General features: G+C 51.5%; 21 protein-coding genes. 13 read left to right on the forward strand and 8 right to left on the reverse strand.

The genetic code is table 11. The annotated features are described in order from the left end of the window. Positions 1 to 74 precede the first annotated feature (74 nt). Together JK216_RS13475 and trmB are read right to left on the reverse strand one after the other, a co-directional pair. Positions 75 to 401 (reverse strand): YggL family protein, encoded by a 327-nt coding sequence (locus JK216_RS13475; RefSeq protein ID WP_212708945.1) that lies wholly within the window; start codon positions 399 to 401, stop codon positions 75 to 77. Next, positions 401 to 1,120 carry a tRNA (guanosine(46)-N7)-methyltransferase TrmB gene (gene trmB / locus JK216_RS13480; RefSeq protein ID WP_212710361.1) on the reverse strand — a complete coding sequence of 240 codons (720 nt, stop codon included), beginning with the start codon at positions 1,118 to 1,120 and terminating at the stop codon, positions 401 to 403. Before trmB ends, JK216_RS13475 begins: the two co-directional genes overlap by 1 nt. Before the next feature lie 154 nt (positions 1,121 to 1,274). Between trmB and mutY the strand changes: the two genes are divergently transcribed. Genes mutY through mltC form a run of 3 tightly spaced genes read left to right on the forward strand, consistent with a single transcriptional unit; the run spans position 1,275 to position 3,760 of the window. Next, complete coding sequence (gene mutY / locus JK216_RS13485; protein WP_212710360.1) at positions 1,275 to 2,360, forward strand: A/G-specific adenine glycosylase; 1,086 nt, start codon at positions 1,275 to 1,277, stop codon at positions 2,358 to 2,360. After that, complete coding sequence (locus JK216_RS13490) at positions 2,360 to 2,632, forward strand: oxidative damage protection protein (RefSeq protein WP_212708942.1); 273 nt, start codon at positions 2,360 to 2,362, stop codon at positions 2,630 to 2,632. The genes mutY and JK216_RS13490 overlap by 1 nt, the downstream gene beginning before the upstream one ends. A 51-nt stretch (positions 2,633 to 2,683) precedes the next feature. After that, positions 2,684 to 3,760 carry a membrane-bound lytic murein transglycosylase MltC gene (gene mltC / locus JK216_RS13495; protein WP_212708941.1) on the forward strand — a complete coding sequence of 359 codons (1,077 nt, stop codon included), beginning with the start codon at positions 2,684 to 2,686 and terminating at the stop codon, positions 3,758 to 3,760. Between the two features lie 49 nt (positions 3,761 to 3,809). Here the strand turns inward: mltC and JK216_RS13500 are convergent, their stop codons facing one another. Beyond that, positions 3,810 to 5,960, reverse strand: a complete 2,151-nt coding sequence (locus JK216_RS13500; RefSeq protein WP_212711970.1) for an ornithine decarboxylase — start codon at positions 5,958 to 5,960, stop codon at positions 3,810 to 3,812. A 972-nt stretch (positions 5,961 to 6,932) separates the two neighbouring features. On the opposite strand from JK216_RS13500, the gene JK216_RS13505 reads away from it, so the two are divergent. Next, positions 6,933 to 7,943 carry an MDR family oxidoreductase gene (locus JK216_RS13505; protein WP_212711971.1) on the forward strand — a complete coding sequence of 337 codons (1,011 nt, stop codon included), beginning with the start codon at positions 6,933 to 6,935 and terminating at the stop codon, positions 7,941 to 7,943. Between the two features lie 68 nt (positions 7,944 to 8,011). Here the strand turns inward: JK216_RS13505 and JK216_RS13510 are convergent, their stop codons facing one another. The 3 genes from JK216_RS13510 to JK216_RS13520 form a co-directional block, all read right to left on the reverse strand. Next, on the reverse strand, positions 8,012 to 8,512 hold the full coding sequence (locus tag JK216_RS13510) for a PadR family transcriptional regulator (protein ID WP_212708938.1): 501 nt from the start codon (positions 8,510 to 8,512) through the stop codon (positions 8,012 to 8,014). Between the two features lie 46 nt (positions 8,513 to 8,558). After that, positions 8,559 to 9,353 carry a siderophore-interacting protein gene (locus tag JK216_RS13515; RefSeq protein WP_212710359.1) on the reverse strand — a complete coding sequence of 265 codons (795 nt, stop codon included), beginning with the start codon at positions 9,351 to 9,353 and terminating at the stop codon, positions 8,559 to 8,561. A 246-nt stretch (positions 9,354 to 9,599) separates the two neighbouring features. After that, positions 9,600 to 9,998: a helix-turn-helix domain-containing protein gene (locus JK216_RS13520; protein ID WP_212711972.1), complete on the reverse strand. Its 399-nt coding sequence runs from the start codon at positions 9,996 to 9,998 to the stop codon at positions 9,600 to 9,602. A gap of 95 nt (positions 9,999 to 10,093) precedes the next feature. On the opposite strand from JK216_RS13520, the gene JK216_RS13525 reads away from it, so the two are divergent. Beyond that, the gene (locus JK216_RS13525) at positions 10,094 to 10,945 is read left to right on the forward strand and encodes an SDR family oxidoreductase (protein ID WP_212711974.1); all 852 of its coding nucleotides are present in this window, start codon (positions 10,094 to 10,096) and stop codon (positions 10,943 to 10,945) included. 82 nt (positions 10,946 to 11,027) lie between these two features. On the opposite strand, the gene JK216_RS13530 is transcribed toward JK216_RS13525, so the two are convergent. Continuing rightward, a complete protein-coding gene (locus JK216_RS13530) occupies positions 11,028 to 11,531 on the reverse strand; it encodes a hypothetical protein (protein ID WP_212708934.1) in 504 nt (167 codons plus the stop codon). A gap of 292 nt (positions 11,532 to 11,823) precedes the next feature. Between JK216_RS13530 and nirB the strand changes: the two genes are divergently transcribed. The 8 genes from nirB (at position 11,824) to narI (ending at position 24,304) form a co-directional block, all read left to right on the forward strand. Further along, positions 11,824 to 14,367: a nitrite reductase large subunit NirB gene (gene nirB, locus JK216_RS13535; RefSeq protein ID WP_212711975.1), complete on the forward strand. Its 2,544-nt coding sequence runs from the start codon at positions 11,824 to 11,826 to the stop codon at positions 14,365 to 14,367. Continuing rightward, positions 14,364 to 14,729, forward strand: coding sequence for a nitrite reductase small subunit NirD (gene nirD / locus JK216_RS13540; RefSeq protein ID WP_212708932.1), 366 nt, complete (start codon positions 14,364 to 14,366; stop codon positions 14,727 to 14,729). The genes nirB and nirD overlap by 4 nt, the downstream gene beginning before the upstream one ends. 6 nt (positions 14,730 to 14,735) lie before the next feature. Next, positions 14,736 to 15,863 carry a uroporphyrinogen-III C-methyltransferase gene (gene cobA / locus JK216_RS13545; RefSeq protein WP_212708931.1) on the forward strand — a complete coding sequence of 376 codons (1,128 nt, stop codon included), beginning with the start codon at positions 14,736 to 14,738 and terminating at the stop codon, positions 15,861 to 15,863. 330 nt (positions 15,864 to 16,193) lie between these two features. Next, positions 16,194 to 17,582 (forward strand): NarK family nitrate/nitrite MFS transporter, encoded by a 1,389-nt coding sequence (locus JK216_RS13550; protein WP_212711977.1) that lies wholly within the window; start codon positions 16,194 to 16,196, stop codon positions 17,580 to 17,582. A gap of 86 nt (positions 17,583 to 17,668) precedes the next feature. Then, complete coding sequence (locus JK216_RS13555; protein ID WP_212708929.1) at positions 17,669 to 21,409, forward strand: nitrate reductase subunit alpha; 3,741 nt, start codon at positions 17,669 to 17,671, stop codon at positions 21,407 to 21,409. Further along, positions 21,406 to 22,938 (forward strand): nitrate reductase subunit beta, encoded by a 1,533-nt coding sequence (gene narH, locus JK216_RS13560; protein WP_212710357.1) that lies wholly within the window; start codon positions 21,406 to 21,408, stop codon positions 22,936 to 22,938. The genes JK216_RS13555 and narH overlap by 4 nt, the downstream gene beginning before the upstream one ends. Next, positions 22,938 to 23,627 carry a nitrate reductase molybdenum cofactor assembly chaperone gene (gene narJ / locus JK216_RS13565; RefSeq protein ID WP_212708927.1) on the forward strand — a complete coding sequence of 230 codons (690 nt, stop codon included), beginning with the start codon at positions 22,938 to 22,940 and terminating at the stop codon, positions 23,625 to 23,627. Before narH ends, narJ begins: the two co-directional genes overlap by 1 nt. After that, the gene (gene narI / locus JK216_RS13570; RefSeq protein ID WP_212708926.1) at positions 23,624 to 24,304 is read left to right on the forward strand and encodes a respiratory nitrate reductase subunit gamma; all 681 of its coding nucleotides are present in this window, start codon (positions 23,624 to 23,626) and stop codon (positions 24,302 to 24,304) included. Before narJ ends, narI begins: the two co-directional genes overlap by 4 nt. A gap of 44 nt (positions 24,305 to 24,348) precedes the next feature. Here narI and JK216_RS13575 read toward each other — a convergent pair whose 3' ends face one another. Next, positions 24,349 to 25,356: a substrate-binding domain-containing protein gene (locus JK216_RS13575; RefSeq protein ID WP_212711979.1), complete on the reverse strand. Its 1,008-nt coding sequence runs from the start codon at positions 25,354 to 25,356 to the stop codon at positions 24,349 to 24,351. Positions 25,357 to 25,359 lie beyond the last annotated feature (3 nt).

The following is a 25,359-nucleotide window of genomic DNA, read 5'->3' on the forward strand; positions in this document are numbered from 1 at the left end:
GCATCGTTTGCTGTCGGGCGCTATTGACTGACTGATGACTGACTGATTAAAGACGGTCGGTTAACCGCTACAACTTAGTCCCACCAGACGTCAAACAGTTCCGTCACTTTTACATCAGACAAGCCACGCGCTTCCAGCCACTGACGCACGGTTTCGCGGTGCTGTTCGGTACATTTACCGGTTTCCTGCAGACAAACCAGCCCTTCCCACTGCAGATAACCGCTACCGTCATAGGCCAGACCGTTTGGTTCGATCACTTCATTAACGAAAGCATCAAGCGTGGAATCCAGTTCCTGCTCTGAAGTTCCTGCAGCAAAGGTCCAGCTGACAGAAAAACCCAGTTCCTGGAATTCCGCCAGATGCATTTTTTTGCGTAAACGACGACTACGTTGTACTGCCATTATTTAATCCTCTCAAACATCAAATCCCAAACTCCGTGACCAAGACGCTGGCCGCGTTGTTCAAACTTAGTTAACGGACGGCTTTCCGGGCGTGGCACATAATTGCCTGCCGCTGACTGGTTACGATAGCCGGGAATGTTCTGCATCACTTCCAGCATATGCTCTGCATAGTTCTCCCAGTCTGTCGCCATATGGAATACACCGCCCAGTTTCAGCTTGCGTAATACCAGCTCAGCAAAGGGTACCTGAACAATACGACGTTTATTATGACGGGCTTTATGCCACGGGTCCGGGAAAAACAGTTGCACCATCCGCAGTGAATTATCCGGAATCATGGTTTCCAGAACTTCCATCGCATCGTGGCACATTACGCGCAGGTTACTGATGCCGGCCTCATGGGCCGATGCCAGGCAGGCACCGACGCCGGGTGCATGAACCTCAATACCGAAAAAGTTCTGATGAGGGTTTTGCTGCGCCATACTGACCAGCGATGCCCCCATCCCAAAACCGATTTCTAAAACCACCGGGGCTTCACGGCCAAACAGTTCGGAAAAACTGACCGGTTGTGGTGTAAACTCAACCCCCATCTCCGGCCAGTAGTGGTCCAGCGCATGCTGCTGGCCGTTGGTCAGTCGCCCCTGGCGACGGACAAAGCTGCGAATCCGACGTAACGGGCGACCGTTCTCATCAAATTCCGGCGTGATGACATCATTGATCATAGTAATGCCTGTAGGTTGATATTTTAACAAAGACGGGAATTATGCAAACTTCGCTGCCGGAAGCAAGCCTTTGCAATGTTCATGTTTACAGTGTGGCAGGTCTGTGCTGGAATTCCTGCCCTTTGTTAGCTTTTGGTGGAAATTAATCGCGATCATGATGCAATCATCGCAATTTGCGCAATATACACTCGACTGGTACCAGAAATTCGGCCGCAAGACCCTGCCCTGGCAACAGCAAAAAACGCCTTATAACGTCTGGTTATCCGAGGTCATGTTACAACAGACCCAGGTTGCCACGGTGATCCCTTATTTTGAGCGTTTTATGGCCCGTTTCCCGACGGTCAGCGATCTGGCGGCGGCCCCGCTGGATGAAGTCCTGCATCTGTGGACAGGGCTGGGATACTATGCGCGCGCCCGAAACTTACATAAAGCGGCCTGTCAGGTGGTCGATAAACACCACGGAATTTTCCCACACAACTTCGACGATGTCGCAGACTTACCTGGCGTTGGCCGCTCAACAGCCGGGGCGATCCTGTCCTTGTCGCTGGGCCAGCATTATCCCATTCTTGATGGCAATGTAAAACGGGTACTGGCGCGCTGTTATGCCGTAGACGGCTGGCCCGGTAAAAGTGAGGTGGAGAAACGTCTGTGGCAGCTAAGTGAACAGGTGACTCCGGCCTGCGGGGTAAGCCAGTTTAATCAGGCAATGATGGATCTCGGTGCCATGGTATGTACCCGTTCACGGCCTAAGTGTGAGCTGTGTCCGTTACAGTCCGGTTGTATCGCCCATGCCCATCATTCGTGGGAAAAATATCCCGGGAAAAAACCGAAAAAGACACTGCCGGTAAAAACAGCCTGGTTTTTATTGCTGCAAAAGGGTGAAAATGTGCTGTTACAGCAACGGCCTCCGGTGGGGATCTGGGGCGGATTGTACTGTTTCCCGCAGTTTGATAATGAAGAAGGGTTACAGCACTGGCTTGCTGAACAGCGGATTTCAGGCACCGTACAGCAGATGACCGCATTTCGTCATACCTTCAGCCACTTTCATCTGGATATTGTGCCCTGCTATCTTAATCAGCCCCGCTTCGGCTCTCTGATGGATGAAAGCAACAGTCTCTGGTATAACTTAACCCGTGCTCCCGAGGTCGGACTGGCCGCCCCGGTTGAGCGTCTGCTAAACGAACTGAAACACCCGCAACAACTGGTTTTACACTCGCGTAAGCCAAACGAGGAAGAATAATGAGCCGCACAATTTTTTGTACTTATCTGCAACGCGAAGCTGAAGGGCAGGATTTTCAGTTATATCCCGGCGAGCTGGGAAAACGTATTTTCCAGCAAATCTCCAAACCCGCCTGGCAGGAGTGGATGACCAAACAGACGATGCTGATTAATGAGAAAAAACTCAGCATGATGAATCCGGAAGATCGTAAAGTGCTGGAACAGGAAATGGTCAGCTTCCTGTTCGAAGGCAAAGATGTACATATTGAAGGCTATACGCCTCCGGCCCCCTGACAGCGGTTTCCGGCGAAACCTCCCCGACCCACAATCAGCTAAACAGAAAAAATGAAAAAACTGTACCCGCTACTGTTGATTGCTCCGTTACTGGTGTCCTGCTCCGGCCATAAGCCTCCGGCTTTTAATGAGGACTGGGTCAAAGACACCAATGGTTTTGACATTCTGATGGGGCAGTTTGCCCACAATATTGAGAATATCTGGGGGATCAATGAGGTACTGATTGCCGGGCCCAAGGACTATGTAAAATATAGCGATAATTACTATACCCGCAGTCATATCAACTTTGAAAGCGGTAACATTACTATCGAGACCATTGCCGGTACCGATCCGATGGCCAGCCTGCGGCAGGCAATTATCACCACGTTACTGGTGGGCGAGAATCCGGGAAATGTCGATCTTTACTCGGACGCCAACGATATTAAGCTCAGCCAGCAACCTCTGTTATATGGCGAAGTGCTGGATAACACCGGTCGCTCTATCCGCTGGGAAGGCAGGGCCGCCAGTTTTGCTGACTATTTGCTGAAGAATAAACTACAGCGCCGGATGTCCGGACTGCATGTTATCTGGTCTGTCACCATCCCGATGGTGCCTAACCACCTGAACAAGCGGGCGCATAAATATCTGCCGCTGGTGCGTAAGGCTTCTGAACAATACGGTGTCGATTCATCACTGATTCTGGCGATTATGCAGATCGAGTCCAGTTTTAACCCTTATGCCGTCAGTAACTCTGATGCCCTGGGGCTGATGCAGGTAGTGCAGCATACCGCCGGGGTCGATGTGTTCCGTATGAAAGGTAAATGGGGCAAGCCGAGCCGGGGGTATCTGCTGGACCCGGCAAATAATATTGATGCCGGGACTGCCTATTTATCGTTACTGCAAAATACTTATCTGTCAGGGATTAATAACCCGGTATCACGGCGTTACGCCGTAATCACCGCTTATAATGGCGGTGCAGGCAGTGTGTTACGGATCTTTTCGGCCAGTAAAGATCGTGCTTTCACGATTATCAATGGAATGTCGCCGGATCAGGTTTACCAGACTCTGGTCACTAATCACCCGGCGATGGAGTCACGCCGCTATCTGTATAAAGTGAATAACGCCCAGCGCGGTTACTACCGTTATTAAGCGGGTTGCCGGTGGCAGATTCGCCGCCACCGGCAGTCTCAGGCTGTTTTCAGCTATTTTCAGCCAACAGCACCCAGCCATACAGACGCTGAATATTGTCTGCATCCTCACGCATATATACCCCCTGTAATTCAGGTGAGAATCCCGGTAACAGGTTTATCCCGGCCTCCAGTGCCAGGAAATAGCGTTGCACCGCCCCGCCCCACTGCTCTCCGGGGACAACACAGAGTACCCCTGGCGGGTAAGGTAATGCCCCTTCTGCGGCAATCCTGCCTTCAGCGTCGGCCAGTGCGACCAGTTCCGCTTCACCACGCAAATACCGATGATGGGCATGCTGTGCATTCATTCTGACAACCGGCAGGCTTTGCTGACGGAACATCGCTTTCTGTAAATCTTTAACCTGCCAGCTGACACAGAGATCATGCATTTCCTGGCATAATTGCCGCAGAGTATATCCCTGATAACGCTGCTGATATTTACGATAAACCGTCGGCAGGACATCTTCCAGTAAGGCATCCTGCTGAACATGTTGCTCAAACTGCACCAGCATCTCTGTCAGGTGAGCCATTTTCCCGGCACTTTCTGCCGGAGTCAGCAGAAACAGTATCGAGTTCAGGTCACATTTTTCCGGCACAATGCCGTTTTCCCGCAGATAATGGGCCAGTATAGTGGCCGGAATACCGAAATCACTGTATTCCCCGCTGGTAGCATTAATGCCCGGTGTCGTCAGCAGCAATTTACAAGGATCGACCAGATACTGCCCTTCAGCATAACCGGCAAAACCATGCCAGCTGGCCTCAGGTTCAAAACTGAAATAGCGACGATCAGCAGCCAGTGTTTCAGTGGCAATCGTTTCCCAGCGCTGGCCGTCGACCTTTTCCGGCAGAAAAGGTTTGATCATCCGGCAGCGTGACAGGATCTCTTTACGTGCCTCAATCCCCAGCCTGACACATTCCTGCCATAGCCGGCGCCCGGCCTGACCCTGATGCATTCTGGCGTTGACATCCAGTGCCGCGAACAGCGGATAAAACGGGCTGGTCGACGCATGCAGCATAAACGCATTATTTAACCGCTTATGAGGACAGAAGCGTCGCTGACCACGGATATGGTTATCCTTTTTATGGATCTGTGATGTCTGTGAAAACCCTGCCAGCTGTTTATGTACCGACTGGGTGACAAAGATCCCCGGATCATTTTCATTCAGTTCCAGCAGTAAAGGCGAAACGTCGGCCATCATCGGAATAAACTGTTCATAGCCCAGCCAGGCAGAATCAAACAGGATGTAATCACATAAATGACCAATTTTATCCACCACCTGACGGGCGTTATAGACAGTACCGTCATAGGTGCCCAGCTGAATAATCGCCAGCCGGAAAGGTCTCTCCGCCTGCGCCCGCTGTGGTGCCACCTGCTGCAATTGCTTACGCAGGTAATCTTCATCGAAACAGCGGGCATCAATGCCGCCAATAAAACCAAACGGGTTGCGCGCCGCTTCCAGATAGACGGGAGTTGCTCCGGCCTGAATCAGTGCCCCGTGATGGTTGGATTTATGGTTATTACGATCGAATAACACTAAATCACCGGGCGTCAGTAACGCATTAGTGACCACTTTATTGGCGCTGGAAGTACCGTTCAGTACAAAGTAGGTTTTATCTGCATTAAACACCCTGGCGGCAAACTTCTGGGCATCTTTGGCCGACCCTTCATGGATTAACAGATCCCCCAGCCGGACATCCGCATTACACATATCTGAGCGGAAAATATTTTCTCCGAAAAAATCATAAAACTGCCGCCCGGCAGGGTGCTTACGGAAAAATTCACCGCCCTGATGGCCGGGACAGGCAAAAGTACTGTTCTTCATCTCAACATAACGGGTCAGGGTATCGAAGAAAGGCGGCAGTAAAGTCTGCTGGTATTCGCTGGCAGCCTGCTCCAGGGCCATATGCCCTTCTTCATCGGGCTGATATTCCCTGTATTCTGTCCGGTCGCTGATCTGCGGCGCTAATTCACCACCGACAAATACCGGTAAGTTAAACCCGCTGCGTTCCAGCAACGAAAGCAGTGCCTTACTGGCATCCGTGCTGCTCAGCACTACCGCAGCAACATCAGTAAAGTCAGTATCTTCCAGTGCCACCAGCGGACGAGCGGAAACAATTACCGGAATCAGCGCGGCACTGGCCGCAATTTTCATAGGAGTCATAACACAAATCCCCAAAGGTCAAGGATGAGTGGGTGCACAAAGGCACAGCATGGGGACATATCCCCGGCGAATAATGTCAGATATCGGGCTGAGAACAGGGTTCAGTTCAGGGTGATAGACATCAGTAAAATCAGAACCGTTTCTGTTTTTACTCATATCCAGCAGGCAGCCACTGGCAGGCGTCACCGAATGGTAAAGAACAGAGGTTTCCGGCAGGCACCCTTTATCCCGGCAACACAGTGTGTGCGGGTGATAAGATTACGAGCAGAACAGGCAGTAATGTTCACCGTAATATCCTCACGGGGCAGTCGATGGTGGCATAAAATAAACGGCGATTATCATGTCACCTTTCCCCGGCCCAGGCAAGCAACAATATTCAACATCACCAGACAATAAAAACACAAAATATTGATAATAAAGAAGTAAAATGAACAACAGGAAATAAAAAGACATATTTTTTGACTTTATATTCACTGACAGCTGATTTCCTCAGTACCGGCTAAAAAGCCTGATGATACCTCTGGTAGCAGGTATCCGTATCCTGAACCTTGTGCCTGTAAACCATATATTGCGGTAAAAATGGGCTATACCGTCCGGTAAGGACGTTGTTTTGATACGGGGAGATATCTGAAGGTCTGCTCCTCACTCTTCGCAGACTCAGACCCGTACAATCGTCCTGCACAGTGAGTCACTGCTATAAAACTGAGACCGATAATCACACCATTCCTGATCGTATAGTCGATAGCAATAGTGATCACACCGAATAGAATCAGCAACCTGTTTGCCAGGGTAACAGTATCTCCTCAATGGCATCCGCTCCCGGCACTGAACAGATATTCATAAAAGGATTTCGTTTTCCTGTAAATGGCCTGATTTCTATCGATCAGCGGGACTGATATGCTGCATTATGTATTTCACAGCTTATCCGCCAGGCTTTCTTTGCCAGGGCGTATACCGTTATCCGGGGGAAATATGTTTCAGGCAATAGTGATCGATAAGGATGAGCAAGGGTATCGGACGACCCTGAGTCAGTTACAGGAAGCACAATTACCACCGGAGACGGTGTTGCTGAAGGTTTTATTTTCCGGCCTTAATTACAAAGATGCTCTGGCGATAGTTAACCGGGCACCGATTGTCCGTCAGTTTCCGATGGTCCCGGGTATCGATTTTACCGGTGAAGTCATCTCCAGCCAGCATCCCCGCTGGCAACCCGGCGATGTAGCGATACTGACAGGCTGGGGAGCGGGTGAACATCACTGGGGCGGTCTGGCAGAAAAGGCCGCCGTCAATGGTGACTGGCTGGTGCCGCTACCCGCTCCTCTGGATCCTGTCAGTGCTATGGCGATCGGTACTGCGGGGCTGACGGCTATGCTGTGTGTGATGGCACTGGAAAAGCACGGCATCACCCCGCAACAGGGAGAGGTACTGGTCACCGGTGCCTGCGGTGGCGTCGGCAGTATTGCCGTCTGGCTGCTGTCGCGGGCCGGTTACCGGATTATTGCCAGCAGCGGCCGGGCGGAAGAAAGCGACTATCTTATCAATACACTCGGTGCCGGGCGGATTATTATGCGGGATACTCTGAATACACAGGGTAAACCTCTGGCAAAAGAGCAATGGGTTGCAGCGATCGATACGGTTGGCAGCTATACGTTAAGTAATGTTCTGGCCGCCACCGCCAGAAACGGTGTAGTCGCGGCCTGTGGCATGGCCCAGGGCCTTGACCTTCCTGCCAGTGTTGCCCCCTTTATTTTGCGGGGGATAACTCTGACGGGTGTCGACAGTGTTATGTGCCCGCTGGCGGTACGGCAACAAGCATGGCAACGGCTGGCGGCCGTCTATGACCATAACAGTTTCGAGAAAATGACCCGAATCATCCCGCTGGCGGCCGCTATCGGCGGGGCCGATGACCTACTTTATGGCCGGGTCCGTGGCCGGCTGGTCGTCGACTGCCGGCCGGAAACGCGGCAGTCAGGTTCAGAATAAATGAATAACTGGCCGCAAAAGGCGGGATAATCAGTGTCCGCACTGACAGCCGGTGAATATCACGTTGTTTAACTGCGCTCTATTCGTCTGGCAGCATCATCCAGAGCATCGATTATTGCATACAGCGTTTCCGTGGATAAAGACGGTTCCGCAAGCCGTGTGTGCAGAGCCATTTTCAGGTTATGGACTGCCCGCTCGATTTGCGGAATGTTGCGGTTCCTGCCGACAATTGCCAGCATTTTCAGACGGGCCGAGATTTCTTCTAATTGTGCTGCACCATCGGTCAGTAACTGCTGCCCGTAACCTGTCAGCTGGTAACTTTTACGCCCCGCGCCGGGATGTTGCGGGACGATGGCATCCATTTCTTCCAGCAACATCAGTGCCGGATAAATAATCCCCGGGCTGGGGGTATATTCTCCGCGGGCCAGATTTTCGACGGCTTTAATCAATTCATATCCATGGGCCGGTTGCTGCTGTAAAAAACTGAGTATCAGTAACCGGATATCTGCAGCATCCAGAATTTTTTCACGCCGGCGACGCTGGAGTAAACCGGATTTAGCAATATTCATGGTAACGGTATCCTTTTCCCCTGCCGGCTGTCAGCAGAGGCTATTATCAGCTTTTGCGGTGCCAGTAAGCCACAGCCCGTACCAGGCCAGGATGGCACTGGCGTTGTTCAGTCAGATAGTCACTGAGTTGTTTTACCGACTCACCTTCACCGGTCAGCCAGATAAAATAATCATCTTCCGGCAGCGGCAATGACCCCAGTTTCTGCCGGCAAAGTTCAAGAGTCCGGGGGCTGATCGCCGGACCGCCAAAACAGGTCAGTTCACTACTGGCTGGTAGTTCCGGCAGATAACTGTTTACCAGCTGCTGATCGGCAAAGGCCAGCAGAAAGAGTTGTTCAGCCGTGGTTTCGGCTAAGCGCCGCTGCACTGCCGGCATTCCGGTTTCATCAAATACCAGTACCTGTACCCGGTAATCCACGGGAATAATCATCGACCCGCGAGGTCCGCCGATTGCCAGCTGGTCACCTGCGGTTGCCTGCTCAGCCCACTGGCTGGCGACACCGCTTTCGTGACGATAAAAATCGAGGGTCAGGCTGGATTTCCCGTCGAAATACAGCGGGGTATAGTCACGGGAGACCGGACGTTCTCCGTCTGGCCAGACTATCCCTTCATCACTGACCTCCGGTAATAACAGCGCTCCGGTTTGCGGGTCGGGGAAGAAAATTTTGCTATGGTCATCAAAGCCTGGCGAATGATAACCGGCCAGTTGCTGGCCGCAAAATGTAATACGCCAGAACTTTCCGGCAATCAGTTGTTTACTCTGTACGGTTATCTGACGAAAACGCAGTTCATTTCTGACCCGTTTTGGCAGAGCGCGCCCTGAAGATAATAATGCAGACATAAAAGATCCCCGTGTAGCTATTTTCCGTTGGTGCCTTTCCGGCAACGGCATGGTTAATGATTCTCATTTGAGATTATATAATCTATCTATGATATATCTTAAGCGCAAGGAAAATACCCTTCAGTCAGGAAAGCCACGGCCCTTCGGGGGATAAATAAATTAAATATTCTTTTAAAATTAATGCGTAATAAACAAACACCCCGGCAACAGATCGCATTTTATGTCTTTTTTCCCGCAGGCCGTTGATCAGGGCGTATCATCCGGCGTCCGGCGTTCAAAATTGTCGCGGTTTTGCTGTATTCGCTGAACATTGTCTTCCAGCCAGTCAGCAAGACCAACCACCTTCTGTTCCGCTTCATGTCCGAGCGGCGTCAGCCAGTACTCAACATGCGGGGGGACCACATCATAAGCTTTACGGGTAATAAAACCATCCTGCTCCATATTACGTAAAGTCTGCGCCAGCATACGTTCACTGACCCCGCCAATTTTTCTGCGCAATTCACTAAAACGTAATACATCCTGTTTAAGTGCCAGCAATACCAGCACACTCCAGCGGCTGGTTATCCTTTTCAGCATATCCCGGGAAGGGCAATTCGAATTCAGTAATTCACCACGCATATATTTCTGATGCAGGTTGTTTGACATTTTCCAGACTAACCTTTTTGTAAGTACTTACTAAAAGTAAGCTTAGCTTTTATAGTACCCATATGTCGCCGTATTTATTAAAAAGAGAGGCTATTATGATCGCTATTACCGGAGCTACCGGCCAGCTGGGCCGGAAAGTTATCCACCAGCTACTGAAAACACTGCCTGCCAGTGAACTGATTGCCCTGGTACGGGATCCTGCGGCCGCTGCGCCACAGTTACCGGCCGGTATCACCCTGCGTGAAGCAGATTACAACCGCGCGGAAACTCTGGCACCGGCATTAAAAGGCGCGGAAAAACTGCTGTTTATCTCTTCCAGCGAAATAGGTCAGCGTGAAGTTCAGCACGGAGCGGTGATTGATGCAGCAAAACAGGCCGGAGTAAAATTTATCGCCTATACCAGCCTGCTGCATGCCGATAGTTCTCCTCTGGGGCTGGCGGCAGAGCACCGGGCGACAGAAGCGCTTCTCGCCCGCTCGGGGATCGATTACGCCCTGCTACGCAACGGCTGGTATAGCGAGAACTATGCAGCCAGTATTGCCCCCGCCCTCAGCCATCACGCCTTTATTGGTGCTGCCGGTGAAGGAAAAATATCTTCAGCTTCACGCCAGGATTATGCCGAGGCTGCCGCGAAGGTTATTACTGACGATAATCAGGCAGGAAAAGTCTATGAGCTGGCCGGTGATGAGAGCTGGACGCTGCAACAGTTCAGTGCAGAAATTGCCCGTCAGAGTGGTGTGGCCGTAGAGTATGTGAACCTGACGGCGGATGCGTTTGCGGCGGCACTGAAACAAGCCGGCCTGCCGGATGCACTGGCTGATCTGCTGGCTGATTCTGATGCCGGGGCCGCGCAGGGTGGTCTGTTTGATGACAGTCATACACTGAGCACGCTGATTGGCCGTCCTGCCACGCCTTTCCGGCAGACCATTAGCGACACCCTGAAATAACCACCACCCTCAAAAAAAACCGCCCTGTATCAGCAGGGCGGGGTTTCATCGCAATATTCAGTCTCTGTCTCTGACAGGCGAATTAATTGCCGGTTTTCTCTGCGATTGATTTTTTGGCATCTGCCGCAGCATCTTTGGTTTTATTCCATGCTTTGGTTGCGCCTTCTTCGGTACTATTGACGGCTTTATGAGTCGTCTCTTTGGTTTTATTCCAGCCTTTCTCAGTACCTTCTTTAGTGTGATTCCAGGCCTTTTGAGATTTTTCTTTCAGGGCATCGCTTTTGCTGTTGCCGCCATTTTTCAGTTTATTAACCGTCTGCTGGTTTTTTTCCTGCAGGCGGTGTTCTGCTTTGTGGGCAGCTTCAGTGGTACGGTTGGTTGCCTGCTCTGCCGTCTCAGACGTTTTGTTCTTCAGTTGCTGCGTCTGCTCCTGCAGTTGCTGGCTGGTTGTTTCTGCAAATACATGCGCTGTGAAGAAAGTCATAGAAATTGCTACAGCAGTTAATGTCTTTTTCATCATGGTTTTCCTTGTTTTTGCTTGTGAATTAAACCTAGCAGCCAATAATCTCTCTGGCAAGGCATCCACTTACAATACGGAATTCTCTTACACATTAAGCCGATAAATAGCTATTAATCTGGCTTTTTATCCATTTTTGTCAAAAACAGTCAATTGTTCTCCACAGATACCGACAGGCACTGACGGATAAACTGGCGACCCGCGATGCCGCGAATCCCCGATAACTAATAACATCAACTTATCTTTATCCGTCCTGAGGAGAATTTTTGCCGTACCAACAAAAGATGCATTTGATTTGCATCAATGTGCTGTTTGCGGTGCCGTCGTAGAGTCAGCGTTCAATAATTGCGGTGAGGCCATAATGAGTAATATCAGACTCTGTGTGATTGGTAACGGGATGGTGGGCCATCGGTTTATTGAAGAGTTAATCGACAAAAATCCCGCCGGTAATTTTGAGATAACGGTTTTCTGTGAAGAACCCCGCGTAGCTTATGACCGTGTTCACCTCTCCTCTTATTTCTCACACCACACAGCAGAAGATTTATCACTGGTTCGTGAAGGCTTTTATCAGAAATACCAGATCAGAGTACTGATCGGAGAGAGGGCCTTAACTGTCGACCGGCAGCGCAGAGAAGTCAGTTCCGGTCAGGGGCGTATTGTCGGTTATGACAAACTGATTATCGCCACCGGCTCACGACCATGGATCCCGCCGATTAAAGGCAGTGATACCCCTGATTGTTTTGTTTACCGGACCATAGAAGATCTTAACGCCATCGAAGCCTGTGCATTACGCAGCAAGCGTGGTGCCGTTATCGGTGGCGGGCTGCTTGGCCTTGAGGCCGCCGGGGCCTTAAAAAACCTCGGGACCGAAACCCATGTTATAGAATTCGCGCCAGTACTGATGGCGGAACAGATTGATCCTATGGGCGGCGAGCTGTTACGTAAAAAGATAGAACGGCTCGGCGTGACAGTGCATACGGGTAAAAATACCCGACAGATTGTCCAGCAGGGAGAGCAGGCACGAAAAACCCTGTTGTTTGCTGATGACACTCAGCTGGAAGTCGATTTTATTGTATTTTCTACCGGCATCCGTCCTCAGGACAGTCTTGCAAGACAATGCGGGCTGGCTGTCGCCGAAAAAGGCGGTATCCTGATTAATGACCACTGCCAGACCAGTGATCCTGATATTTATGCCATCGGTGAATGTGCCTGCTGGAATACACATGTCTACGGGCTGGTAGCCCCCGGTTATAAAATGGCACGGGTGGCTGCTGAGCATTTAACCGGTCATCCGGCGGTCTTCAGTGGTGCGGATATGAGTGCCAAACTGAAATTACTCGGCGTGGATGTTGGCGGGATCGGCGATGCGCACGGCAGAACAGTGGGCAGCCAGAGTTTTGTCTATCTTGATGAGATAAAAGAAGTCTATAAACGGCTGATTGTCAGCGAAGACTGCCGCCATTTACTGGGTGCTGTGCTGGTCGGAGATACCTCCGACTACAGTAATTTGTTACAACTGATGCTGAATGATATCGAACTGCCGGAGAACCCCGGTCAGTTGATCCTTCCGCCGGCCACTGGCGGAGATACTCCGGCGATGGGCGTTGATAAATTGCCCGACAGCGCACAAATCTGCTCCTGTTTCGATGTTACCAAAGGTGCCCTGATTAAAGCCATTGAACAGGGTTGCCATACGGTCGCGGCGCTGAAAGCCGCCACCAAAGCAGGTACCGGCTGCGGAGGCTGTGTCCCGCTGCTAACCCGGGTATTGAATAGCGAACTGTCACGCCAGGGTATTGAAATTAATAATCACCTGTGCGAACACTTCCCCCACTCCCGCCAGGAGTTATTTCATTTGATTCGGGTCGGTCAGATAACCACTTTTGACGGCTTGCTGAGCAAGTATGGTCGCGGTTACGGCTGTGAGGTATGTAAACCCGTGATTGCCAGCCTGCTGGCTTCCGCCTGGAATGACTATATTCTGCAACCAGAGTTAGTTCCGTTACAGGACTCCAACGATAATTTCCTCGCAAATATACAGAAAGATGGCACTTATTCTGTTATCCCGCGGACTGCAGGCGGAGAAATCACACCACGGCAATTACAGGCTCTGGGCGATATTGCCAGTGAGTTCAGGTTATATACCAAAATTACCGGTTCACAGCGTATCGCCCTGTTCGGGGTGCAGCAAGACGATTTGCCGGCGATCTGGACACAGCTGATCGCCGCAGGCTTCGAAAGTGGCCATGCTTATGCCAAAGCGCTGCGTATGGCGAAAACCTGTGTCGGTAGCCGCTGGTGCCGTTTCGGTGTCGGTGACAGTACCTCGCTCGGTGTGATGCTGGAGAACCGTTATAAAGGCATTCGTACCCCGCATAAAATGAAATTCGGGGTATCTGGCTGTACCCGTGAATGTGCAGAGGCCCAGAGTAAAGATGTCGGCGTTATTGCCACCGAAAAAGGATGGAACCTGTATGTGTGCGGTAATGGCGGGATGAAACCACGCCATGCCGATTTACTGGCCGCCGACCTGGATCAACAGACACTGGTCCGCTATATCGACCGGTTTATGATGTTCTATCTGCGTACTGCCGATAAATTGCAACGTACCTCGGTCTGGCTGGAAAACCTGCAGGGCGGGATCGGCTATCTGAAAAAAGTAATTATTAATGATGAACTGAATATTGCTGAGCAGTCTGAGGCGGATCTGCAGTTACTGAGAGACCGTTTCAACTGTGAATGGAAAGAAACACTGCGCCGGCCAGAGGCACAGCTACGTTTCCATCACTTCGTCAACAGTGCCCGGCGGGACATGCTGGTACAAATGGTGCCGGAGGGACAACAGCATCGGCCAGCGACTGTCAGTGAACGTATTCCCGTTGTTATTCAGGAGGAACAGCCATGAGTTGCTGGACTAACATATGTCAGCTGGATGATATCCTGCCGGCGACCGGAGTCTGTGCACTGTTAAATGACCAGCAAATTGCCCTGTTCCGTCCCTCAGCAGACCCGCAGGTCTTTGCTATCAGTAATATCGACCCTTTTTTCGGGGCCAGTGTACTGAGCAGAGGGATTATCGCAGAGCATGAAAGGGAGTTATGGGTCGCCAGTCCGCTGAAAAAACAGCATTTTCGTCTGCGGGATGGCTGGTGTCTGGAAGATGAAAATTACTCAGTGGCAGCCTACCCTGTCAGAGTTGAACAGGGGGTCGTCCAGTTACAGCCTTGTGGCACCGTGGCAGCCGGCCACGGAGTACTGGCCGGGTAACGGGCGATGCACCTTTCCCTGGTATGCCATCTCCGCCAGCGTCTCTGCCTGGTCGCCGGAGGAAATCACCTCGCAGAAACCAGAGTGCATCAGTTACTGCAGGCCGGTGCGGATATTTTAGTCTGTGCCTCTGAGCTTACTCCCGGGCTGTCGGCTCTGGCAGAGCAACAGCAGATCCGCTGGAATCAGGGCCGTTATCACTCCGGTCTGCTTAAGGGCTGCTGGCTGGTGGTCGCGACCACCAGCGATCAAACACTGAATAACCAAATCAGCCGCGAAACCAATAGCGCGCAGATATTCTGCGAAATCAGCCAGCAACAGGGATCATCCGCCGTCCTGCAGACAACGGCAACGGTACTTCCGCCGGAAATGAATATACCGTCACCGGGGGCCGGAGAAGTTGCCCTGGTCGGTGCCGGCCCCGGAGATGCCGGATTACTGACACTTAAAGCCCTGTCCTGTCTGCAACAGGCTGATGTGGTACTGGCTGACCGCCTGGTTTCTGACGATATCCGGGCATTAATCTGCCCGGCGACAGAATATATCAGTGTCGGAAAACAGTGTGGCCGGCATTCCACTACCCAGCAACAGATCAATCAGTTACTGATCTCGCAGGCGCAGTCAGGAAAGCGCGTCGTGCGGTTAAAAGGCGGTGACCCGCTGATTTTTGGCCGTGGCGGAGAAGAACTCGAGGCTCTGGCTGCTGCGGGGATCCGTTTTTCGGTAGTCCCCGGCATCACCGCAGCCAGCGGATGCGCCGCATATGCCGGGATTCCCCTAACTCATCGTGATTATGCTGACAGCCTCCGCCTGATTACCGGCCATACAAAACATGCCGCCAGTCCGCCGTTCCTGTCGGGTATTTCGCCGTCGCAGACCACTGTTTTTTATATGGGATTACAACAGGCCGGTGATATTTATCAGCAACTGACCGCAGCCGGAGTCAGTGATCAGACGCCGGTTGCCGTCATCGGGAAGGGCACCCGCAGAGAGCAAAAGGTCAGTGTCGGGATCCTCCATGAGTTACAACAATTATGTAAAGATGCAGCCAGCCCGGCACTTATTATTGTCGGCGAGGTTGTCCGTTTACAGCATTCACTTAACTGGTTTTCTGCCGGGCAGAATTTAATTTAAATTAACAAACAAAATAACATATTAATTTAATTAAACATTTACTCTTTAAATTTATTTCCTGCCAATACGTTACTCAATAGTGAACAGTAAATAGTGAATAAAGTCGTAAAAAAATATATTTATTCACTGATGGTTCCTGAACAAAACCTGTCCGGGATCAATCAGTACCTGCTGAAAGTCAGGATAAAATCCGTCATGTAATAAAAGCGATAACAAAATATATCCTCAGATAACAATGATAATTATTAACTACTTATATTTAAACCATTAATTAACTCGGTCATTACCTGAAACCGGTAATTTCATCCACCTTCAACACTGGACCTGGCTATGTCGTTAACCAACCAACGTTCCGGGCTTTTACAGCAATGGGAACCTGAAAACCCTCAGTTCTGGGAGCAGTACGGAAAGAAAATAGCGCAACGTAACCTGTGGATTTCGGTCTTTGCCTTATTACTTTCTTTCTGTGTCTGGATGTTATTCAGTGCGGTATCCATTAATCTGAATAAAGCCGGTTTTAATTTTACTACTGACCAGCTTTTCATGTTAACAGCACTGCCTGCATTATCCGGGGCCATTCTGCGGGTACCCTACTCTTTTATGGTGCCATTAATCGGTGGACGTAAATGGACCGCAATTTCCACCATCATCCTGGTGATCCCCTGCATCTGGTTAGGATTGGCTGTGCAGGATACGACCACCGGTTATTCAACCTTTATTGTTATCTCTCTGCTGTGCGGCTTTGCCGGGGCTAACTTTGCGTCGAGCATGGGCAACATCAGTTTTTTCTTCCCGAAAACCCGTCAGGGCAGCGCGCTGGGGATTAATGGCGGGCTTGGTAACCTGGGTGTCAGTGTTATGCAGCTGGTCGCGCCGCTGGTTCTGGTTGTACCGTTATTCAGCCTGCTCGGTACCCACGGAGTACAGCAGGCTGACGGTAGTGTCCTTTTTCTGGCGAATGCGGCCCTGTTCTGGGTCCCGCTGTTGATCCTCGCAACCCTCGCCGCATGGTTCGGGATGAATGATGTTCCGTGTACTCAGATGTCGGTACGGCAGCAATTACCGGTACTGAAACGCGGTCATATGTGGTTGCTCAGCCTGTTATATCTGACCACCTTTGGTTCTTTTATTGGCTTCTCTGCGGGGTTTGCCATGCTGGCAAAAACCCAGTTCCCGGGGATTGATATCCTGAAACTGGCATTTTTTGGCCCCTTTATCGGTGCCCTGGCCCGTTCCTTCGGCGGGATGATTTCCGATAAGTTTGGTGGTGTACGGGTAACACTGATCAATTATGTTTTTATGGTTATATTCTGCGGCTTACTGTTCCTTACCCTGCCAGACACTACCCCGGGCTCAGGCAATTTCACGGCTTTCTACGCTGTATTTATGGGGTTGTTCCTGACCGCCGGACTAGGCAGTGGTTCCACTTTCCAGATGATTGCGGTGATCTTCCGTCAGCTGACTATCAGCAAATCGCTCAAAGAAGGTGCCAGTCAGCCAGAAGCACAACAGATGGCCGTGACTGAAACTGCCTCCGCGCTGGGCTTTATCTCTGCGATTGGTGCCTTTGGCGGGTTCTTTATTCCCAAGGCGTTCGGCACCTCCCTGGACCTGACTGGCTCTCCGGTAGGGGCAATGAAAATCTTTCTGGTCTTTTACATTATCTGTCTGCTGGTTACCGGACTGGTATACGGCCGTAAAAAACCGGCGAAAGGATAATTGCGGAGCTCCGGCCTGCCGCCAGATCAACCACCGAATACCTGACAGAGTGATGGCAGAAATACGGTTTCTGCACGGAGAAAAAAATGAGTAAATTACTGGATAAACTCCGCTATTTTAAGCAAAAGGGCAGCACCTTTTCCGACGGCCACGGACAGGAAATGGACAGCAACCGTGACTGGGAAGACGGCTATCGCCAGCGCTGGCAGCATGACAAAATTGTCCGTTCCACCCACGGCGTAAACTGTACCGGTTCCTGTAGCTGGAAAATTTATGTCAAAAACGGGCTGGTCACCTGGGAAACCCAGCAAACAGACTATCCGCGGACACGCCCTGATTTACCTAACCATGAACCCCGCGGATGTCCGCGGGGTGCCAGTTACTCATGGTATATCTACAGCGCCAACCGGCTAAAATACCCGCTGGTGCGTAAACAGCTTATCCGGTTATGGCGGGAAGCACTGCAGCAATTCAGTGACCCGGTAGAAGCCTGGGACAGTATTGTCCGTGATGAGAAGAAAGCAACCAGCTATAAACAAGCCCGCGGTAAAGGCGGCTTTGTCCGTTCTGACTGGAACGAACTGAACCAGTTGATTGCCGCCGCGAATATCTGGACAGTAAAAAACTATGGCCCTGACCGGGTTGCCGGATTTTCGCCTATTCCGGCCATGTCGATGGTCTCCTATGCGGCGGGTACCCGTTATCTGTCACTGATGGGCGGAACCTGCCTGAGTTTTTATGACTGGTATTGTGATCTGCCTCCGGCATCCCCGATGACCTGGGGAGAGCAGACAGATGTTCCGGAATCTGCTGACTGGTACAACTCGGCGTATATTATCGCCTGGGGGTCCAACGTGCCTCAGACCAGAACCCCGGACGCACACTTTTTTACCGAGGTCCGGTATAAAGGCACTAAAACTGTTGCTATAACCCCTGATTATGCAGAAGTGGCTAAACTCAGTGACCACTGGCTGGCACCTAAGCAGGGTACTGATGCCGCACTGGCAATGGCTATGGGCCATGTGATCCTTAAAGAATTCCACCTCGATAACCCCAGCGATTACTTTATTAATTACTGCCGCCGTTATACAGATATGCCGATGCTGGTGATGCTGGAAGAGACCGATAAAGGTTATTACAGCGCCGGACGCCTGCTGCGTGCAGCCGATCTGGTGGATAATCTCGGGGAAAGTAATAATCCGGACTGGAAAACCGTGGCTTTTGACAGCGATGGTCAGCTGGTGGTGCCGAACGGCTCTGCCGGTTTCCGCTGGGGGCAAAAGGGGAAATGGAACCTGGAAGCCCGCGCGGCAGGCCAGCAAACAGAATTACGTCTCAGCCTGGCCGAGGGTTACGATCAACTGGCAGAGGTGGCCTTCCCCTATTTTGGCGGTCAGCCATCCCCTTATTTCCGCCATGTCGAACAGTCACCGGTACTGGTGCATAAACTGCCGGTCAGAGAGATTAGTCTGGCGGACGGCCGCCGTGCCAAAGTGGTCAGTGTTTATGACCTGACGCTGGCCAATTACGGTGTCGGCCGGGGGTTCGACGATAGTAATACCGCGGGCAGTTATGATGAAGTAAAAGCCTACTCACCGGCCTGGGCAGAGCAAATTTGCGGGGTGCCCCGTCAGCAGATTATTCGTATTGCCCGCGAGTTTGCCGATACTGCTCACAAAACCCATGGGCGTTCGATGATTATCGTCGGCGCAGGAATGAACCACTGGTATCACATGGATATGAATTACCGTGGTTTAATCAATATGCTGATTTTCTGCGGCTGTGTCGGACAAACCGGTGGCGGCTGGGCCCATTATGTCGGTCAGGAAAAACTGCGGCCGCAAACCGGCTGGCAGCCGCTGGCATTCGCCCTGGACTGGGCTCGTCCGCCACGCCATATGAACAGTACTTCATTTTTCTATAATCACTCTTCTCAGTGGCGTTACGAAAAATTATCGGTCAAAGAGTTGCTGTCTCCGCTGGCAAACCCTCAGGATTTCGCTGGTCAGCTGATCGATTTCAACGTCCGTGCCGAACGTATGGGCTGGCTGCCTTCTTCGCCACAACTTAATACTAACCCGCTGACGATTGCCGCTAAGGCAAAAGAGTCCGGACTTTCCCCGGCGGATTACACGGCCAAAGCGTTACAGCAAGGGGAATTACGCTTTGCCAGCGAACAACCGGATAACGGTAACAACCACCCGCGCAACCTGTTTGTCTGGCGCTCAAATCTGCTGGGTTCTTCGGCGAAAGGCCATGAATATATGCTGCGCTATCTGCTGGGGATCGAGAGCGGTATTCAGGGAAGTGAAACCGTTGCAGATCCGGAGATGTCCCCGCAAGAAGTCGACTGGCAGACACCGGCACGGGAAGGGAAACTGGACCTGCTGGTCACTCTCGATTTCAGAATGTCCAGCACCTGTCTGTTCTCAGATATCGTATTACCTACCGCGACCTGGTATGAAAAAGACGATATGAATACCTCGGATATGCATCCGTTTATTCATCCGTTATCTGCTGCCATTGACCCCGTCTGGGAGTCACGCAGTGACTGGGAAATTTATAAAGATATCGCCAAAACCTTTTCAGCCCTTTGTCCGGGTCACCTCGGCGTGGAAAATGATGTGGTGCTATTGCCTGTTCAGCATGACTCTCCGGCAGAAATTGCTCAGCCTTATGACGTGAAACAATGGCATAAAGGGGAATGTGAACTGCAACCGGGCAAAACAGCCCCGCATATCATGCTGGTTGAACGTGATTACCCTGCCCTCAGCGAACGTTTTATGTCAATCGGGCCGTTGATGGAAAAACTGGGCAACGGAGGCAAAGGCATCAGCTGGAACACCGATAAAGAGATCCATCTGCTGCGTCAGCTTAACCATACTCATACCCGCGGAGCAGGCAAAGGTCAGCCACAGCTGAATTCGGCGATTGATGCTGCCGAAATGATCCTGACTCTGGCCCCGGAAACCAATGGGCAGGTGGCAGTAAAAGCATGGCAGGCCCTCGGTGAAATTACCGGCCGGGACCATACCCACCTTGCCCTGCCAAAACAGGAAGAAAAAATCCGCTTCCGCGACATTCAGGCACAGCCCCGTAAAATTATTTCCAGCCCGACATGGTCAGGACTGGAAGATGAACATGTTTCCTACAACGCCTGTTATACCAATGTTCATGAGTTAATTCCGTGGCGGACGCTGACCGGACGTCAGCAGCTTTACCAGGACCATCCGTGGATGCGGGGCTTCGGTGAAAGCCTGGTCAGTTACCGGCCACCGGTCAATACCCGCAGCGTCGAGCAAATGAGTCATATTCCGTCCAATGGTTACCCGGAGAAAATACTCAATTTCCTGACGCCACACCAGAAATGGGGCATTCACTCAACTTATAGCGAAAACCTGCTGATGCTGACACTGTCGCGTGGCGGGCCAATTGTCTGGATGAGTGAAGATGATGCCAGAGAAATGGGTATCGCTGATAACGACTGGATTGAGGCGTTTAACAGCAACGGTGCACTGACTGCAAGGGCGGTCGTCAGTCAGCGGGTACCTGCGGGTATGACCATGATGTATCACGCCCAGGAACGTATCACCAATATTCCCGGCTCTGAAGTCACCGGTATGCGTGGCGGGATCCATAACTCAGTGACCCGTATCAGTCCCAAACCCACCCATATGATTGGTGGCTATGTGCATCAAAGCTACGGATTCAATTATTACGGTACCGTCGGTTCTAACCGTGATGAATTTATCATTGTCCGCAAAATGAAAAATATTCTCTGGCTGGATGACGAAGGCCGGGATCAGGTCCAGGAGGCTCAAAAATGAAAATACGTTCCCAGGTAGGCATGGTGCTTAACCTCGATAAATGTATTGGCTGTCATACCTGTTCTGTGACCTGTAAAAATGTCTGGACCAGCCGTGAAGGCATGGAATATGCCTGGTTTAATAATGTCGAAAGTAAACCGGGGATCGGTTACCCCGCGGCCTGGGAAGACCAGGAAAAGTGGCAGGGCGGCTGGATACGTAAAATCAGCGGACGACTGGTGCCGCGGCTGGGTAATAAAGCCGGGGTACTGAGCAAGATTTTTGCTAACCCGGTGGTGCCGGGTATTGATGATTACTACGAACCTTTTACCTTTGATTATCAGCACCTGCACAACGCGCCTTCCGGCAAACATCAGCCGACCGCCCGTCCCCGCTCGCTGATCAGCGGAGAGCGTATGGATAAGATCACTTCCGGGCCTAACTGGGAAGAGATCCTTGGCGGGGAATTTGAAAAACGTTCAGCGGATCAGAACTTCGCGCGGATGGAAAAACAGATTTACGGCCAGTTTGAACATACCTTTATGATGTATATGCCCCGGCTGTGCGAGCACTGTCTGAACCCTGCCTGTGTGGCGACCTGTCCGAGCGGTGCAATTTATAAACGTGAAGAAGACGGCATTGTTCTTATCGATCAGGACCGCTGTCGTGGCTGGCGTTTATGTATCAGTGGCTGCCCGTATAAAAAAATCTACTTTAACTGGAAAAGTGGCAAGTCTGAAAAATGTATTTTCTGCTATCCGCGTATCGAAGCCGGTATGCCAACCGTATGCTCGGAAACCTGTGTCGGACGGATCCGTTATCTGGGTGTATTACTCTATGATGCCGACAAGATCCTCGACGCCGCCAGCACAGAGAGCGATCAGGATCTTTATCAGCGACAAACAGAGGTTTTCCTCGACCCCAATGATCCACAGGTGATCCGCGAAGCCCTGCAACAGGGGATCCCGCAGAATGTACTGGATGCTGCCCGCCACTCACCGGTCTGGAAACTGGCAATGGACTGGAAGCTGGCGTTACCTCTGCATCCTGAATATCGCACCCTGCCAATGGTCTGGTATGTGCCGCCATTATCCCCGATTCAGTCCGCTGTCGAGGCCGGTGCTCTCAGTTCAGAAGCAGTCTTACCTGCTGTTGAAGAGCTGCGTATCCCGCTGCAGTATCTCGCTAATATGCTGACCGCAGGCGATACCGGGCCGGTACTGTCGGCACTGAAACGGATGATGGCAATGCGTCATTTCAAACGCGCACAAACCGTAGAAGGTAAAACAGATACCAGCGCACTGGATGCCGTGGGGCTGACCGCTGAACAGGCCGAAGATATGTACCGTTATCTGGCAATTGCCAACTACGAAGACCGGTTTGTGGTGCCTTCCGGACACCGTGAGCTGGCCGGTGATGCTTTCCCTGAACGTAACGGCTGTGGTTTCAGCTTTGGTGATGGCTGTCATGGCAGCGACAGCCGTTTTAATTTGTTTAATAGCCGCCGGATTGATGCCATCAATGTGTCGGGTAAAACAGGAGATCAGTAATGTCACCTCTGAAACTGATCGCAGTCATGCTCGAGTATCCTTCTCAGGAATTATGGGATGCTGCAGACGAAATTTTGCCGCTGATCGAAGCTGAATGTCCGCAGTTACTGGCCTTCGCCGCTTGTTACCTGCAGGCCCCCCTGTTGGACCGGCAGCAGGAATGGTGCGAAACCTTTGATCGCGGTCGTGCCACCTCAATGCTGATGTTTGAACATGTGCATGCCGAATCCCGCGATCGTGGCCAGGCAATGGTCGATTTGCTGGCACAGTATCAGGCAGCCGGGCTGGAAGCCGGTTGCCGTGAGCTGCCCGACTATCTGCCGGTGTATCTGGAATATCTGTCACTCTGTTCCGCAGAAGACAGCCGTCAGGGATTACTGGATGTCGCCGAAATTCTGGCATTACTCGGCGGCCGTCTGGCACAACGTGGCAGTGACTACCGGTTGTTGTTTGACCAGCTGTTAATGCTGGCAGACAGCCCGTTACGCAGCCACAGCGTGCTGGACAAAATCGCCGGAGAGTCACGCGATGATACGCCACAGGCAATGGATGCAATCTGGGAGGAAGAACAGGTGAAATTTATAGCAGATCCGGCATGTAAAAATGCAGCGGAACAACAATACCGGCAACGCTTTCGCCAGCAGGTCACACCACAATATCTGGATCTCTCTGCAGGAGGTGGCAAATGATCAGCTGGCTGAATACTTTTTTATTTGATCTCTATCCGTACCTGTGTGGTGCCGTTTTCTTAGCCGGTAGCTGGTTACGCTACGACTACGGCCAATATAGCTGGCGGGCGTCTTCCAGCCAGATGCTGGATAAAAAAGGCATGACGCTGGCATCAAACTTGTTTCATATCGGCATTCTCGGCATTTTCTTCGGTCACCTGTTTGGTTTACTGACCCCGCACTGGGTATATGAACCATTTTTATCCATTGCCGCTAAACAAAAAATAGCCATGATGGCCGGGGGCATTTTCGGTATTATGACCGTTGCCGGGGGGGCATTACTGCTGAAACGACGGTTGTATAATCCGCGGATCCGCGCCACTTCTACACGGGCCGATATTCTGATCCTCAGTTTACTGCTGATTCAGGCCTGCCTCGGTCTGATTACCATCCTGTTTTCTGCCCGTCACCCCGACGGTTCAGAGATGATGAAACTGGTTGGCTGGGCCCAGTCTGTTGTGACTTTCAGGGGTAATTCAGCCGCCTTACTGGAAGGTGTGGATATGATTTACCGGGTACACCTGGTACTGGGGATGACACTGTTTTTACTGTTCCCCTTTACCCGGTTGGTACATATCTGGAGTGCGCCGGTCGAATATATTACCCGCCGCTATCAGCTGGTTCGTTCACGCCGCTGAAAATGATGGCAGCGGCATCTTCTGCCGCTGCCCTTGCAGATAATTTATACTGTATCACCAAAAAATAACTGGTATCCCAGGTCAATGCAGCTTGTCTGTTCCGCTAAACGGCCCTGCTTACCCGCCAGTCTGTCCATCAGTAATTCCGTCGCCAGCTGGCCCATCCGGAAACGTGGTGTAATAACACTGGCCAGTTTTTGCTGGTTAGCCTGTCCGATATCCAGCCCGTGAAACCCGGCCACCGCCATCTGTCGGGGAACCGCTATCTGACGGGCCTGACATTCCAGTAATACCCCCATAGCCAGATCATCATTGGTACAGAAAATGGTGTCTGTCTGCGGATACTGCTGCATAATTTTGCGGAACATTCGCTGGCCGAGAGCCATCGACGATATTTCTTTCGGCACAATATGCCTGCCGGTCAGCCCGGCCCCCGTTAACTCCATCTCTACTCCCCGGTAGCGGCAAATATCGCGGGGATCATCCATCGCGCCGAGAAAAACAATCTGTCGCCGGCCTCGGGCAATCAGGTGACGGGTCATTTCTCTGGCAGCCTGAAGGTTATCAAACCCCACCTGTATATCCAGAGCGTCATGACTGATTTCCATTAACTCAGCCACAGGGACTCCCGATGTCCTGATACTGTTTATCGCCGACTGAGTATGCTGCCTGCCGGTCAGGATGAGGGCATCAATATGGTATGACAGCAGTGTAATGATTTTTTGCTGGCCGATCAGCGGATCATAATTATCACTGGCAATGATGGTCTGATAGTTATACTGCGCGGCAACCTGCTGAATACCATCCAGCACATCGGAAAAGAGTTGATTACGGAATGAGGGAATAATAACCCCGAGTGTCCGGCTGCGGGCCCCGGATAAAATATCAGGTAAGCGGTTAGGGATATAGTCATGCCGGCGCATCACAGCATCAATGGCCTGCCTGCTGCGTTCTGAGACCACTTCCGGGTCACGCATATAACGACTGACAGTCATTTTCGTCAGCCCTGCAAGGCTGGCGATATCCTGTAACGACATCCTGCTTTTCTTCATTCC

The organism is Tatumella sp. JGM94 (genome assembly GCF_018257595.1).
GTDB lineage: Bacteria > Pseudomonadota > Gammaproteobacteria > Enterobacterales > Enterobacteriaceae > Tatumella > Tatumella punctata.